Origin of the sequence: Microcoleus sp. AT3-D2, assembly GCF_036705715.1 — a bacterium.
Classification (GTDB): Bacteria; Cyanobacteriota; Cyanobacteriia; order Cyanobacteriales; family Microcoleaceae; genus Microcoleus.
Genome location: NZ_JAUBVE010000041.1, coordinates 37,568 through 52,164, shown reverse-complemented (window position 1 = coordinate 52,164; position 14,597 = coordinate 37,568). Strand labels below are relative to the sequence as shown.

Genomic DNA, 14,597 nt, shown 5'->3' with positions numbered 1-14,597 from the left:
TGTGGGAGTTGGAGTCGGAGTTGGCGCTATCAGTCCAGCCACTGTAGCGGTAGCGGGTGGACTGATAGCACCGCTGTTGTCTGTAGCGCTATAGGTGAAATTGGCTCCTGTAAAGGTACCCGTCGTGAAGAAAAACAGTTGCTGTAACTGTTGAGGCGTCAGGACTTGGCCTGGTGTCACTGGTACGCCGCCGTTGGCTGGGTCTCCTAAAAACAGGACTGCTTGGTCTGGTGAGGGCAGGGTGTTGATGGTGTAAGAGACGATCGACCCGTCGAGGTCGGGGTCGCTTCCTCCCAATCCTGTGATTAACCTGCTGCTGTTGGGCCCTAGGCTGGAGTTGGCATTGTTGGCAACTGGCGGTTGGTTGGGAGTTGGTGCTGGTGTCAGAGGTGTGGTGAATGTAGATGCGTTGTTGCCCGGAGTCGGGTCAGCGGTAGTTGAGGTACTTCTGGCGGTGTTGCTGACGCTGCCGGATGCAGATGCAGGTGCGATGAAGCGGACTGTGTTGTTGACGGTGACACCGCTGGCTAAGCTGGGAACGGGCGCGAAGGTGACTATACCTGTAACGGCATCGTAGACGCCGCCGTCGGAGGGGATGACTCCTGTTAAGTCGGGAAGGATGGTGTCGGTAATGGTGACGTTTTCCGCTGTGCTGGGGCCGTTGTTGACTGTGGAAATTGTGTAAGTAACTATTTCACCCGGTGCGGCTGCTGCTGTCCCGGTTTTGGTGGTAACAACGTCGGCACTAGGTGTCAGAGGTGTGGTGAATGTAGATGCGTTGTTGCCCGGAGTCGGGTCAGCGGTAGTTGAGGTACTTCTGGCGGTGTTGCTGACGCTGCCGGATGCAGATGCAGGTGCGATGAAGCGGACTGTGTTGTTGACGGTGACACCGCTGGCTAAGCTGGGAACGGGCGCGAAGGTGACTATACCTGTAACGGCATCGTAGACGCCGCCGTCGGAGGGGATGACTCCTGTTAAGTCGGGAAGGATGGTGTCGGTAATGGTGACGTTTTCCGCTGTGCTGGGGCCGTTGTTGACTGTGGAAATTGTGTAAGTAACTATTTCACCCGGTGCGGCTGCTGTTGTCCCGGTTTTGGTGGTAACAACGTCGGCACTAGGTGTCAGAGGTGTGGTGAATGTAGATGCGTTGTTGCCCGGAGTCGGGTCAGCGGTAGTTGAGGTACTTCTGGCGGTGTTGCTGACGCTGCCGGATGCAGATGCAGGTGCGATGAAGCGGACTGTGTTGTTGACGGTGACACCGCTGGCTAAGCTGGGAACGGGCGCGAAGGTGACTATACCTGTAACGGCATCGTAGACGCCGCCGTCGGAGGGGATGACTCCTGTTAAGTCGGGAAGGATGGTGTCGGTAATGGTGACGTTTTCGGCTGTGCTTGGGCCGTTGTTGACTGTGGAAATTGTGTAAGTAACTATTTCACCCGGTGCTGCTGCCGTAGTCCCGGTTTTGGTGGTAACAACGTCGGCACTAGGTGTCAGAGGTGTGGTGACTGTAGCCAGCGGATCAGTGCCGTTGTTGTTTTCAGGAAAAGGATCGGGGGTAGCTGAGGTATTTCTGGCGGTGTTGCTGACGCTGCCGGATGCAGATGCAGGTGCGATGAAGCTGACTGTGTTAATGGCAGGATCACCGGAAGGCAAGCTGGGAATCGCTGGGAAGGTGACAATCCCAGTATCTGCATTGTAAACACCCTCGTTGGATAGACTAACTATATTTAAACCGGGAACAATGCTGTCGGTAACGGTGACGTTTGCGGCTGTGCTTGGCCCGTTGTTGACTGTGGAAATTGTGTAAGTAACGGTTTCACCCGGTGCTGCTGCCGTATCCCCGGTTTTGGTGGTAACAACATCGGCAAGAGCATCAACAATTGTAGTGGAGACTTGAGAGATGGGTTGGGAACTATTGTTGTTAGCTAGATTTGGGTCGAAAGTGCTGGATGTGCTATAGGCAGTGTTAGTTAAGGGAGCGGTGACTGTTGGGGAAACTGTGGCGGTGATGGTGCGGGTTTGGCTAGCACCGTTAGCCAGAGTCGGAATCGCCGGCCAGATGACCGTCCTCGTTGTGGAGTTGAAAGTACCGGCGTCAGATATGCTGACTGGTATTAAGCCTGCGGGCAGGGGATCTTGAATCAGGACACTTTCGGCGCTGTTTGGCCCGTTATTTGTGGAGATAATCGTATAGGTTATGCTGCTGTTGGGTGTGGCGAACAGCGGGCCTTTTTTAACAATGGAAACATCGGCTACGAGTGTAGGCGGATCTATACTTTGGACGACGACATTGTTAACTTCGTGAATGTTTGTGTTTCCCCCTGTCGAAGCAGCAAAGCCAAATTTAAAAGTACGTGGCACTTCTCCGTTTACGATTGTCAAATTTGGTATGTCGATCAGTGTTTCGCCCGCATCAAATGTGCCACTACCGTCCAAATCTAAGGCAACTGTCAGACGGTTAGGAAATGTTGGTGAATTCGCCGGGAATAAGGTAATTTGGACGCTTCTTTTAGCAGCAGTGCGAGTTGTTGTATCTTTATTATCTATGCCAATGGCAATGGAAGTGTTAGTTAAAAAATTATACAAGTTGCTTTCGCTGCCTCTAATTGCTACTGAATCTGGTCTCTGTCCCGGACCATCTGTTTTCCCTATAGAATTGGAAAAATTGCCAAACTCGTCTAATCCGACACCTAAATAACCTCCTACAATACCGGGTGAAAGGGGAGGAGTATTAGTCTTTTGAGCATAGCCGAGAGAGCCACCGTAGCCTCCCGCTTGTGTTGGCGTAGCTGTTCCGTCAATGAGGAAAAAACTAATGCCATCCGCACCAAGGAGGGAACCATCCGGAGCAGGGACAGTACCTCTGTTATAGGCAAAAAAATCAAAGGTAATTTTCAGGCCCTCAGTGGCAGAGATGGGGTTGTTGTAGATGACAAAAGCTGCTTGTCCAAAGGCGTTTGATGTTAATCTCAAAGTACCGCTTCCGGGTGTATCGCCAGTCCCTAAAGCGGGAATAACGCCGCTGGGGTTGACTGTACTACCTGCTGTTAAGCCTGGGTTAGCTGTAGTGGGGTTGCCAATTCCATATATCCAGGGCCCGATTACTGTTGTATTTTTAAATTCTTCAGCCGCTAAGGTAGCCAGGACTGATGTGTAGCCTTCTAGGACTTCTTTTTCAAAGGCTATTTCGGTATTTATTTGTCCTGTAGTAATTTCTAATTCCCAGTCGCCACCTAATGCTGCACTCCCTGTTAGGTTGTTGGAAGCGGCAATATTTGCTCCTGTTATTTCACTGAGTTTTTGTATGAATTTAATGCCGGATTCGCCGGCGGCTATGTTACAGCCGTAAAGCAGAATGCTGCCGGATTCGTTAAGGGCTTTTCCCCACTGCTGCAATTGGCTGGCATAGGTTTCTATATTGTGAATATTGAGTTGTGTTGATCCGATTTCTACTGATGCTGATGCGCCGTGAGCAACTATTTGAATGCTATTGAGGCTGTGCCGCGATGCGGCAATTTTGGCAATTTGTTCGATTCCATCCCGGAATCTATCGAGCAGGATTACTTCTGTATCGCGTTTCACTCCCCTGAGAAACTCTTGGTAGTTTTCTACTTTTGAATCCACAATCGCTAGATTTATTTGGAGAGAGGTCTCTGCTTTATGGCTAGCTTGTCTCAAGATTTTAGTCTCCATGTTGGTAGATTTCCGTGCTTGTGTAGATGACAAATTTGACAGATTTGGGAGGGTTTTCATTTTTGGTTAATTTGGTGGCTAAATTTAACCTACCCCTTTTCATAGATGACGATAAACATTCAACTATAAAGTTTTAAAATTAATCCCTGACAAAATATAATAGTTACCTGTATTTGTTATTTGTGATGTTAGGCAATCATTAGACAGGAATTACTGCGATCGCCCTTGGATGTCCTGATGCGGCCGATGGCTGCAAATTCTAACATGAATAAGGGGTGACAGCCTTTGTATTAGCCAAGATGCTCTATTTTTGGGAAAAATGATCTCAGGTCTAACGTTAGTTACATGGTAAATTACTTACGGATTCATCAGCATAAGGGGTCACACCCCTCATACCGCTGTTCTGAGTCTGGTGACATGGAAGCTGGCTCAGACAGCTTGAACCGTAAATATACAGAAAATATGAATTTCCTAAAAATTGGCAGATTTTGACTTTGAGGTGCGATCGCTCTTGAAAGTTGAGAGTACCGTATTTCTAGAGATTTATACTTATACTAATTTGGCGTGCAGTCAACCCACAGCCATGTAATAATAGCAACTTAGCGCTACAAAAGTTAACAAAAAAACTTGACAAATTATATATGTTAATACCAGGATTGCGGTGACAAAAAAGAACGATCGCCCTTGAATTCAAAAAGTACGATCGCCCTTTACAGCCTCTTTTTATCTAAATCATCAAACTGCGTCGATCGCACCCTCTAACGCGGCTTGCTAAGCGTTAATAGCGAGTTCGCGCACTAAAAAAGCCCACTCATCAGCCAATTCTTCAATAACTTTCGCAGTGGGTTTGCCGGCACCGTGTCCCGCTTTAGTTTCAATGCGAATTAACACGGGCTTTTCTCCCGCGTGGGTTTCTTGCAAGGCAGAAGCAAACTTGAAACTGTGGGCAGGAACCACGCGATCGTCGTGATCGGCAGTTGTAATCATTGTCGCCGGATAAGCCGTTCCCGGTTTGAGATTGTGCAACGGAGAATAGCCGTGAATTGTGGAAAATTCTTCGGGATTTTCCGGGGAACCGTATTCAGAAGTCCAAGCCCAACCAATGGTAAACTTGTGGAAGCGCAACATATCCAAAACACCGACTGCCGGCAGTGCTGCACCGAACAATTCTGGCCGCTGAGTCATGCAAGCCCCTACTAATAAACCGCCGTTGCTACCACCTGCGATCGCCAATTTTGCCGGTTTGGTGTACTTGTTTTCGATCAACCATTCAGCGCCAGCTATAAAGTCATCAAACACGTTTTGCTTGTTCAACTTTTTGCCTGCTTCGTGCCATGATTCGCCGTACTCGCCGCCTCCCCGCAAACAGGCTGTTGCGTAAACTCCGCCCATCTCTAACCACACTATCCTGCTAACAGAAAAACTCGGGGTTAGCGAGATGCCAAAACCACCGTATCCGTAAAGGTAGGTGGGGTTATTGCCATCCAACTGCAAGCCTTTCTTGTGCGTAATAAACATGGGTACTTGCGTACCGTCTTTGCTGGGGTAAAATACTTGTTTTGTCTCGTAATCGTCGGGATTGAAATCGACCTTTGGCTGCCGATAAATCGTACTTTCATCTGTCACCATATTGTAGTGATAGATGATGTTAGGTGCTGTGAAACTGGTGTAAGCATAAAAAGTTTCGGTGTCGTGCCGCTTGCCGCTGAATCCTCCCGCCGAACCGATTCCAGGCAAGGCAACTTCTCGCACGAAAGAGCCGTCTAAGTTGAAAATTTTAATCTGGGTGTAGGCGTCTTTCAAGTAGGAAGCGACAAATTGATTGTTAAGGAGGCCTATGCCTTCGAGGGTTTCTGCTGCTTCGGGGATAATTTCTGTAAACTCTCCCTCCCTGGGCGACGGGGGGGTTTCGTCACAAGCGAGGGATGAGGGAGGTGGGTTGTTGGTGTCGATCGCAATTACGCGGCCCAACGGTGCATTCAAGTTTGTTTGAAACCAGAAAAGAGAGCCCTCATTGTCGATGAAACTGTACTCAGCCTCGAATTCGCTAATTAGTTCTACAACGGTTGATTCCGGTGCAGTTAAATCCTTGTAGAAAATCAAGTTTTTCGTTTCAGTTCCCTGCCAAACAGAGATAATCAAGTATTTGCCATCTTCGGTGACGCCGCCGCTAAATCCCCACTCTTTTTGGTCGGGTCGCTCGTAGATTAATACGTCTTCAGATTGGGGCGTGCCGATTTGGTGGTAAAACAGTTTTTGGTAATAGTTAACTTCTTCGTGCTTGCTTTTTTCGTTGGGTTCGTCGTAGCGACTATAAAAAAAGCCTTTGCCGTCGTGAGTCCAGGATGCTCCTGAGAATTTAATCCACTTTAAATGGTCTGATAAATCTTCGCCAGTTGCCACATCTCGGACTTTCCATTCCTGCCAGTCCGAACCGGAACTTGACAAACCGTAGGCCATGTATTTGCCGTCTTCGCTGATAGCTATTCCACCCAGAGCAACGGTTCCATCTTCTGAGAGAGTATTGGGGTCAATTAATACTTTTGGTTCGCTATCGAGGGATGTCAAAGTGTAGAGTACGGATTGATTTTGCAGGCCGTCATTCTTGTAGTAGAAATAGCGAGATCCTTCTTTGAAAGGTATGCCGTATTTCTCGTAATCCCAAAGTTGAGTCAGGCGCTGTTTGATTTTTTCCCGCGCCGGAATTTCGTTGAGGTAGGCAAAGGTGACTGAATTTTGAGCTTCCACCCAAGCTTGCGTTTCCTCTGAGTCTGGATTTTCCAGCCACCTGTAAGGATCGGATACTTTGACGCCGTGGTAGTCGTCTGTTTGGTCGATTTTGCGGGTTGTGGGGTAGGTGAAAGGTCGATCGAATTTAGCCATGATTTTTTACTCTCGGTAACTTTGTCCAGTTTACCCTTTCGCGGCAGTGACAGGGGAGAGTCGCTTAATTGGGGATTTGAGATTTTATCCTAAATCTGGGTTAAATAAGTAACCCCACCTCAAAAAACAGAAGACTTAGATACCTGAATCCTTTAAAATATTGGGTGTATAACATAGAACCTATCGCCAATAAATACTATTTTAAAATGAGATATAATTAATTTGGTTTTTTTCGCAATAAAGTGCTGCCCAAGAATGACTAAATTTCCCCATGACCAGTTTGCCAAAGAATACCTAAGAGAGTTATTGTCACCTCTGGGAGAAGTAGAAACAAGTAAAGATGTTTCTGCTCAAGTTCGAGAAATTGATATCTGGTTTAAACCCACTTCTGTATCGCCTGAATACGTAGAGAATTTAGGTTTATTAGGTCAAATGACTGCGACTGTGGCTGCGATCGAACCATTTCGCAATGCCGTCAATACAGAGGATATTTTTAGTTGTGTTGTCAAACTTTTAAATACTAGGGCAGAATTACTGCGCCGAGCTAATCGAGAAGAGCAACGTTTAGAATCTCAGCAATTACCCAGGTTGTGGATTCTGACTCCCACTGCTTCGGAGGCTTTGTTAAGCAGCTTTAATTTTATGATTCCAGAAGAGTCAGAAGGTTGGGGGAGGGGGGTTTATTTTCTATCGGAAGTTTGGCGAGTAGGATTGATAGCTATTCACCAGCTACCGAATGTTCCAGAAACGATGTGGTTGCGGATTTTAGGTAAGGGTAAAGTACAGCAAGGGGCGATCGCGGAATTAACAAGATTGCCGATTGATAGTCCCTTACGAGCTAGTACGCTAGAATTATTGTACAACCTGCAAGCGAATCTGCAAGTAAATTTAGCAGCTAGTGCCCCAGGAAATCAGGAAGATAAGGAGTTAGTTATGGCGCTCGTACCTCTGTTACAACAAAAAATAGATGAGGCGACACAACAAGGAAGAGAAGAAGGAAGAGAAGAAGCACAGCGGTTGATTTTGCAGAACTTTCTGCAAGTCAGATTTGGGGAGTTAGACGCTAAGACAATTGCCTTTTTGTCCTCTGTCTCGGCTTTACCTGTTGGTGAATTCACTATGTTGTTAGTGCAATTATCCACATTGCCAATTGCCCAAGCAGATAGACAACAAGTACAAACTTTAATCGCCGAAAATGTCTTGAGAAAGCGCTTTGGTCAATTAGAAACAAACACCGTCAATCTCATCCCAAATTTGCTCGCATTGTCGGCCGAAAATTTATCGCTATTGCTGTCACAACTGCCGGATTTGTCAAGAGAAGAACTAATTGCTAGATTAGAAAACTCTTCCGTTTGAGTAAAAAAAGAGCGATTAAGCTTGATCAAGTTCTTGTGGAAAGTAGGGGTTGGGCGTCCCGCCCGCCAGAAAACACAATTTAGATGCGGGACAAATTATAACTAATCCAACTCCCTCCTTCCTTCCAAAGCACGAGCCAATGTAACTTCATCGGCATATTCCAAATCTCCCCCCATCGGCAAACCAAAAGCTATGCGCGTCACTAGGGTAAAAGGTTTTAATAAGTGACCGATATAAAGAGTAGTAGTTTCGCCTTCCACGCTGGGACTAATAGCAATAATTACTTCCTTAACCTTTTGCTGACTGACACGCCGGACTAACGGTTGAATGTTCAATTGTTCCGGGCCAATTCCATCCATCGGCGAGATAACGCCACCAACAACGTGATATTTACCCATATATTCCCGCGTTTTTTCTAAAGCGATTACATCGCGGGATTCTGACACTACACAAATGGTATGGCTGTCGCGGTTGGTATTGCGGCAAATTTCGCAAACAGGGTCAGCAGATAAATGAAAGCATACTTGACAGAAACCTACTTGCTGTTTGGCATCAATCAAAGATTTAGCTAGGGCTTGCACTTCTTCTTCCGGTCGCTTCAAAATATGTAAAGCGAGCCGCTGGGCTGTTTTTGGACCGACTCCCGGCAAGCGCTGCAATTGTTCGATTAAACGAGCTAAAGGTCGAGTGTACATTAAAAATTGGCGGTAATTGGTAATATCATTTCTGGTTGATTCGCGACAATATAATTTGCGCGATGTAGGGGCGGGTTTTACCAACCATCTATGTTTAAAACTAAGTATATCATAAACCCGTCCCGCCCATACACTGATGACTATTGACTAATTTACCCTCCACTAATTTTAGCTTTGTAGCCTAACTTTGTGATAATTTCTAACAGCTTTTGCTTGTGTTCGCCTTGAATTTCGATTTCATTATCTTTGACTGTGCCGCCAGTACCGCATTGGGCTTTTAGCTGCTTGGCTAAAGTTGCTAATGTTTCGGGTTTTTCCTGAAAGCCTCTGATGACTGTAACTGTTTTGCCGCCGCGTCCTTTTCGGGATGCTTCGATTTTGAGGTTTTGTTGATTGGGGGAGATTTCTTGTATTCCTCGTTGGAGGGCCGCGGAGTTGTCTATGTTGCCAAATTCGGAGTAAACAATTCGTTTTCCTGATTGGTTATTTGTATTGGAGTTTTTTGGTTTTGATGTACTCATAGTAGTTTGGTACTTGGGAGTTATGCCTGGTAGCGGATGGGCCCGGCCGTCCGGCAGGGAATTCATTCCCTACCTCATAGCTAAAGTCTTCTGAAGAGGACTGTAGAATGTGTTTGAGAATGGTTGATTTAGGTAAGTTTTCAGGGAATATAATCTCTGAGATTTGCTGTTGGTTGTACATAGATTGTACTTGATATTAGCAGTCAGTTAAAACTGACTTTAGCTCTCTCGACAGGGAATTCATTCCCTGGCGGGCTATCAGGGCGATCGCACATTCCCCGGTTTCAATTGAATTATATCGTTTACGGTTGTTTCTGGAGGAGTGAACCGCTGAGGGCGTCCAGGAAGAGAAGAGGGAGATGGATAATTCTGTTGAAGCGCGGGTTTGAGATGGGTGGGGAATTTAATTTTAGTTGGTTAAGTGCGATCGGGCGCAAGCAAAGAACCCCGACTTCGCAGAAGTTGTCGGGGTTCTAATCAATTAGTTTCACCAGTAAGTGGGGATAAACCCGATACCTTCATAGAAACGTTGGCACTGATTGAAGCGTTTCTATATATCGAGGGAATAAAACCCGATTAGGAGCAAATAATGCCAGACCACTCTTGATGTCCTCGACCTGGTTGGCACTGAAATTGCCGTCCGACCCAAATAATTGCCCATTTATTTTGGTTGCGTTTTAATTCAACGCGGTGTCGTAGTGCACGGGCTGAATCGTCAGCTAGACCTATTCGGGTGTATAAAATTACAGATGTTCCTTCTCTGGAATATGTAATTGAAATCTCTTCATAACTTCTTCCTTCTTCATCTTCCAAACCCCTAAACAATTGTGCCGCTACGGCTTTGGGATTAGTCGCTGTAATGCCTTCAGAAGAGATGAATTCTTGTACGTTAACTACCTGAAAATTAAAACGTGGATTGTTGGCTGCATTTAGTTTAGCCCAAGTTTTATCGCCGACTATGCCGTCGGGAACCAGTTGTTGGGACTTTTGGAAATTGATGACAGCTTGCTTAGTTTTTGGCCCAAAAATACCATCAATGATACCTGGATCAAAATTTAAATTTTTCAAACCTTCTTGTAGCTTGGTGACTTCGGGGCCTCGTGAGCCTTGTTGAAGCAGAAGAGAAATAGAGTTCATGATTTGTCCTTGCTTAGTTGTATGTTGTATTTCATGTTTGAGATAAACATGCACTTACCTTCACTACTGAATATATTCACTGCTGAATATACCCATTCCGTATAAACACGTATAAAGCATAAATTTTCTTCAAATACTCCATTTTGGAGATGATCGAAAACGACCGAATCGACCTTTCAGCGATTTGCACACCCGATCGCCCACAGCCCCATAGACTAGATATAATAAAATCTGTCCCATTATCCCCACAAAGTTCGTGACAGTCACCCCCCTGCATCTCACCACCGAAACCAGCGCCCAACGCCCCGACTCCCTCGGCAGATTCGGCAAATTCGGCGGCAAATACGTCCCCGAAACCCTGATGCCGGCTTTATTTGAACTAGAAGCCGCTTTCCACAAATACCGCAGCGAACCGGAATTTCAACAGCAACTCCAACAATTACTCAAAGATTATGTCGGCCGCCCCAGCCCTTTGTATTTCGCCGAACGCCTCACGGAGCACTACGCTAAAGCAGACGGAACTGGCCCGCAAATTTACCTCAAACGCGAAGATTTAAACCACACCGGTGCTCACAAAATCAACAACGCTTTAGCTCAAGCATTGCTGGCAAAACGCATGGGCAAAAAGCGGGTAATTGCTGAAACTGGTGCCGGTCAACACGGCGTTGCTACCGCCACAGTTTGCGCTCGTTTCGGTATAGAATGCGTTGTCTACATGGGCGTCCATGACATGGAAAGACAGGCTTTAAATGTGTTTAGAATGCGGTTGATGGGTGCCGAAGTACGGCCGGTGGCGGCGGGTACGGGAACGCTGAAAGATGCGACTTCGGAAGCGATTCGCGATTGGGTGACAAACGTGGAGACAACTCATTACATTCTTGGTTCCGTAGCCGGCCCCCATCCTTACCCGATGATGGTACGCGATTTCCATGCGGTAATTGGTGAAGAAACGCGCGCTCAGTGTCAGGAAAAGTGGGGTGGTTTGCCGGATATTTTATTAGCTTGCGTCGGCGGCGGTTCTAATGCAATGGGTCTTTTCCACGAGTTTGTCGGGGAAAAAACTGTCAGATTGATCGGTATTGAAGCGGCGGGCGAAGGCGTGGAAACTGATAAACACGCTGCTACTTTGACTAAGGGAAGTGTGGGAGTTCTGCACGGGGCGATGAGTTATTTGCTGCAAGATAATGAAGGTCAAGTGATTGAGCCACATTCGATTAGTGCGGGTTTGGATTATCCGGGCGTGGGGCCGGAACACAGTTATTTGAAGGATGCGGGCAGAGCTGAATATTATAGCGTAACTGATGCAGAAGCGCTGGAAGCATTTCAGCGGCTTTCGCAGTTGGAGGGGATTATTCCGGCTTTGGAAACTGCTCACGCGATCGCCTATTTAGAGACTCTGTGCCCTCAGCTAACAGGCAATCCGCGCATTGTGCTTAACTGTTCCGGACGTGGCGACAAAGACGTGAACACTGTAGCGAAGGTTCTGAATATCTAGGTTAGCGGAATGTGGGGCGATCGCTCTGTAGGAATTCGTAACAATTAACTTTATTTCTCGTTTGATTTCATGTCCAAAGGTTTGATTTCGATTTGCTTGGGATTGTTGACAATCCTGCCTAAGTGTGACACATTCCTCCCTACGCGATCGCTGCCACCAACTCCCATGAATACTAATGTTGCTTCTAGTGCTATTACTGACTTAGAAAAAGCGGTTAACCAACAGATAAATCAATACCGAGCATCTAAAAAGTTGCCGCCGCTGAGTATCGATCCGCGAATTAGTCAGGTAGCAAGAATTCACAGCGAAGATATGGCTAAGGGTAAAGTAAGTTTTAGCCACGATGGATTTGATGGGCGGGCGAAAGCAATTACGATTCCTTATAAAAGTGTAGCTGAAAATCTTGCTTACAATTTTGGCTACAACGACCCGGTACGCAATGCTGTTGAGGGTTGGATTAAAAGTGACGGCCACCGTAAGAATATGGAGGGTCAGTTTAATGTGACCGGTATTGGGGTTGCAAAAAATGCCAAAGGCGAGTATTATTTTACTCAGCTTTTTGTTCGCAGCCGGTAAAGTGAAGGAAGAAGGCAGTTCGGCAACGAGCACTGTACAAGATGTAACGGATGTAACGGATGTAACGGATGTAACGGATGTCAGTCCGAGGGAAGTCGGAAGAGGGAAGAGGGAAGAAGGTAGTCAACAGTCAACAGTCAACAGTCAACAGTCAACAGTCAACAGTCAACAATTACTAATAATGGAATTTGCAGATTTTCAAGTGTGTGATGGTGATATTCCCGATTCTCTCTTATCTTATTATTTGACTGCTCCGGCGATCGCCGTTGATACGGAAACAATGGGTTTGCTGCCGTGGCGCGATCGCTTGTGTTTGGTTCAGTTGTGCGATCCGCAAGGTAAAGTTGCGGCGGTACGGATTGCCAAAGGCCAGACTGCGGCGCCGAATTTAAAAAAGCTAATGGAAGCTGAAAATATTGAGAAGGTATTTCACTTTGCGCGCTTCGATATGGCAACAATGCGTTACAATTTAAGTATTGACGTTGCACCTGTTTTCTGCACAAAAATAGCGAGCAAACTGGCGAGAACTTACACTAACAGACACGGACTTAAAGACTTAATCCAAGAATTGGAAAAAGTAGAACTCAACAAAACTTCTCAAAGTTCTGACTGGGGAAATTTTGAGCATCTTTCAGACGAGCAACTCAGCTACGCTGCTAACGATGTCCGCTATTTGCTGAGCGCTAAACAAAAGTTGACTGCTATGTTGCAGCGAGAAGAACGCTGGGAAATTGCACAGCAATGTTTTCAGTGTTTGCCCGTTTTTGTGAGTTTGGATTTATTGCAGTACAAGGATGTTTTTGAACACGGCTAATACCATTTTAGATTTTAGATTTTAGATTTTAGATTTTAGATTTTAGATTGGGAATGACTGATGACTACCAGGGTTTAGAGTACGGGCATAAAGTTCCATTCTTTTGGGGAACTGGTATAATATGCTGTCACCTCGCACACTTGCAATCAAATGGGTTTGTAATGAAGACTTGAGTTATCATAAAACTCGCTTGACTTTAGTCCTCACTACAAACGTAATTATTATTATTTGACCGGACTTGATGTGAGTTAAAAAAAATTCAAAACAGTGATCTATAGCTCATTAAGGCTGATCGGGATTTTGTCCGTGCAGCAAAGCTTCAATTTGGTCGTCCACATTTCTAACCACCTGTTCCAAAGCGGGCAACCCCTCTAAAGGCATAGGAGAAAGCCGAGTTTGATCGCGAATTTGATTCACTTTTCGCTGCAATTCTTCTGCCAACCGCAGTGCGTCCCGACTCAAAGTAGACAACTGCTGCTGCTGGTAAAACCTCAAAGCTGCCCCCCGCAAAACTTGCAGGGTCGCTTCTTCCTTGCCACCCACCGTCATTACCCGCAAGCGCAACAGCAAATGAGTGTTTTGATATATGCGTTCAACTTCGACTTGTTTGGGGTGTTCCACGGAGCAAACAGGCATACCTGTCAGCAGCTTCAACTCGTCGATGACCTCTTGGAAAAGGACGATATCGATACCCTCGAGCATCGATTTCAAAACACCATCTTGACTCCAGAGAATGCGGCCTTGGGACTGGTGCCGCTCAAAAAACAGGCGGCCGATACCCTCTCGCAGCACTCTACCGAGCAATTCTTGCAGCAGTTGGGGCGCGGGCAAAGTTGCCAAAACTTCCACTTGGCTTGACAAGTGCAAGGCCTCGACATTCAAAACCGATAGTTGTGTCGGTGTCGGGGGAACCTCAGCGCCAGCAGGTTTAAACCGCTCAGGAGCTGGCATCGAGGGTTCTGGCACAGACAGCAGCGTTGCTGCATTGGGGCCTGGAGTTGCTGGTGCGGGATTTTTGGGTGTTGGGGCTGCTTCGGCGGTTGTCTGGCTGGGTTCTCGAAGCTGGTTCCCGTGCAGCAAGTAAGCTGAGAGCATCGAGCGCTGAGTTTCCGAGGCAATTTGCTCTGTTGTGACTGAGCAATTCATGTAAGCTAAAATCCGCTGCACGTAGTCCAAGGCGGAGTCATCTTGGGCATCGACTACGCCCAATTTAAACAGATTACCTTCTAGAGATAAAGGCAAAACTTGATAGTAAAGGCAAGCTTCAAAGGGGACAACAGTGTCGATTAGGTGAAAGATTCGATCGGAGTCCATTGTAGCTGCCGAGTCTGTTGAAGATGTATGTACCATTAGCTGCTTTGTAGTTGGAAGCGCGATCGAGCGCGACGCACCAACCTGATGCGATAAAATTAAACGCTGCAACTTCC

At 46.6% G+C, this 14,597-nt stretch carries 10 protein-coding genes; 4 read left to right on the top strand and 6 right to left on the bottom strand.

The window, feature by feature from the left end; translation table 11 throughout:
- A partial coding sequence (locus tag QUB44_RS17820; protein ID WP_333369658.1) for a DUF4347 domain-containing protein occupies positions 1-3,693 on the bottom strand: 3,693 nt, incomplete at its 3' end.
- 771 nt (positions 3,694-4,464) lie between these two features.
- Complete coding sequence (locus QUB44_RS17815) at positions 4,465-6,576, bottom strand: prolyl oligopeptidase family serine peptidase (protein ID WP_333369657.1); 2,112 nt, start codon at positions 6,574-6,576, stop codon at positions 4,465-4,467.
- Positions 6,577-6,831: 255 nt separating this feature from the next.
- On the opposite strand from QUB44_RS17815, the gene QUB44_RS17810 reads away from it, so the two are divergent.
- On the top strand, positions 6,832-7,932 hold the full coding sequence (locus QUB44_RS17810) for a flagellar assembly protein H (protein WP_333369656.1): 1,101 nt from the start codon (positions 6,832-6,834) through the stop codon (positions 7,930-7,932).
- 101 nt (positions 7,933-8,033) lie between these two features.
- On the opposite strand, the gene recR is transcribed toward QUB44_RS17810, so the two are convergent.
- The 3 genes from recR to QUB44_RS17795 form a co-directional block, all read right to left on the bottom strand.
- Positions 8,034-8,627, bottom strand: coding sequence for a recombination mediator RecR (recR, locus tag QUB44_RS17805; RefSeq protein ID WP_190744271.1), 594 nt, complete (start codon positions 8,625-8,627; stop codon positions 8,034-8,036).
- A 152-nt stretch (positions 8,628-8,779) separates the two neighbouring features.
- Complete coding sequence (locus QUB44_RS17800) at positions 8,780-9,148, bottom strand: translation initiation factor (protein ID WP_333369660.1); 369 nt, start codon at positions 9,146-9,148, stop codon at positions 8,780-8,782.
- A gap of 576 nt (positions 9,149-9,724) precedes the next feature.
- Entirely contained in the window at positions 9,725-10,285 is a 561-nt protein-coding gene (locus tag QUB44_RS17795) for a peptidoglycan-binding domain-containing protein (protein ID WP_333369655.1), read from the bottom strand.
- A 256-nt stretch (positions 10,286-10,541) separates the two neighbouring features.
- Between QUB44_RS17795 and trpB the strand changes: the two genes are divergently transcribed.
- From trpB to QUB44_RS17780, 3 genes are all read left to right on the top strand, one after another.
- Positions 10,542-11,780: a tryptophan synthase subunit beta gene (trpB, locus tag QUB44_RS17790; RefSeq protein WP_333369654.1), complete on the top strand. Its 1,239-nt coding sequence runs from the start codon at positions 10,542-10,544 to the stop codon at positions 11,778-11,780.
- Positions 11,781-11,849: 69 nt separating this feature from the next.
- Positions 11,850-12,356 (top strand): CAP domain-containing protein, encoded by a 507-nt coding sequence (locus QUB44_RS17785; RefSeq protein WP_333369653.1) that lies wholly within the window; start codon positions 11,850-11,852, stop codon positions 12,354-12,356.
- A 181-nt stretch (positions 12,357-12,537) separates the two neighbouring features.
- Positions 12,538-13,170 (top strand): ribonuclease D, encoded by a 633-nt coding sequence (locus QUB44_RS17780; RefSeq protein ID WP_333369659.1) that lies wholly within the window; start codon positions 12,538-12,540, stop codon positions 13,168-13,170.
- Between the two features lie 282 nt (positions 13,171-13,452).
- Here QUB44_RS17780 and QUB44_RS17775 read toward each other — a convergent pair whose 3' ends face one another.
- Complete coding sequence (locus QUB44_RS17775) at positions 13,453-14,520, bottom strand: ATPase, T2SS/T4P/T4SS family (protein WP_333369652.1); 1,068 nt, start codon at positions 14,518-14,520, stop codon at positions 13,453-13,455.
- Positions 14,521-14,597 lie beyond the last annotated feature (77 nt).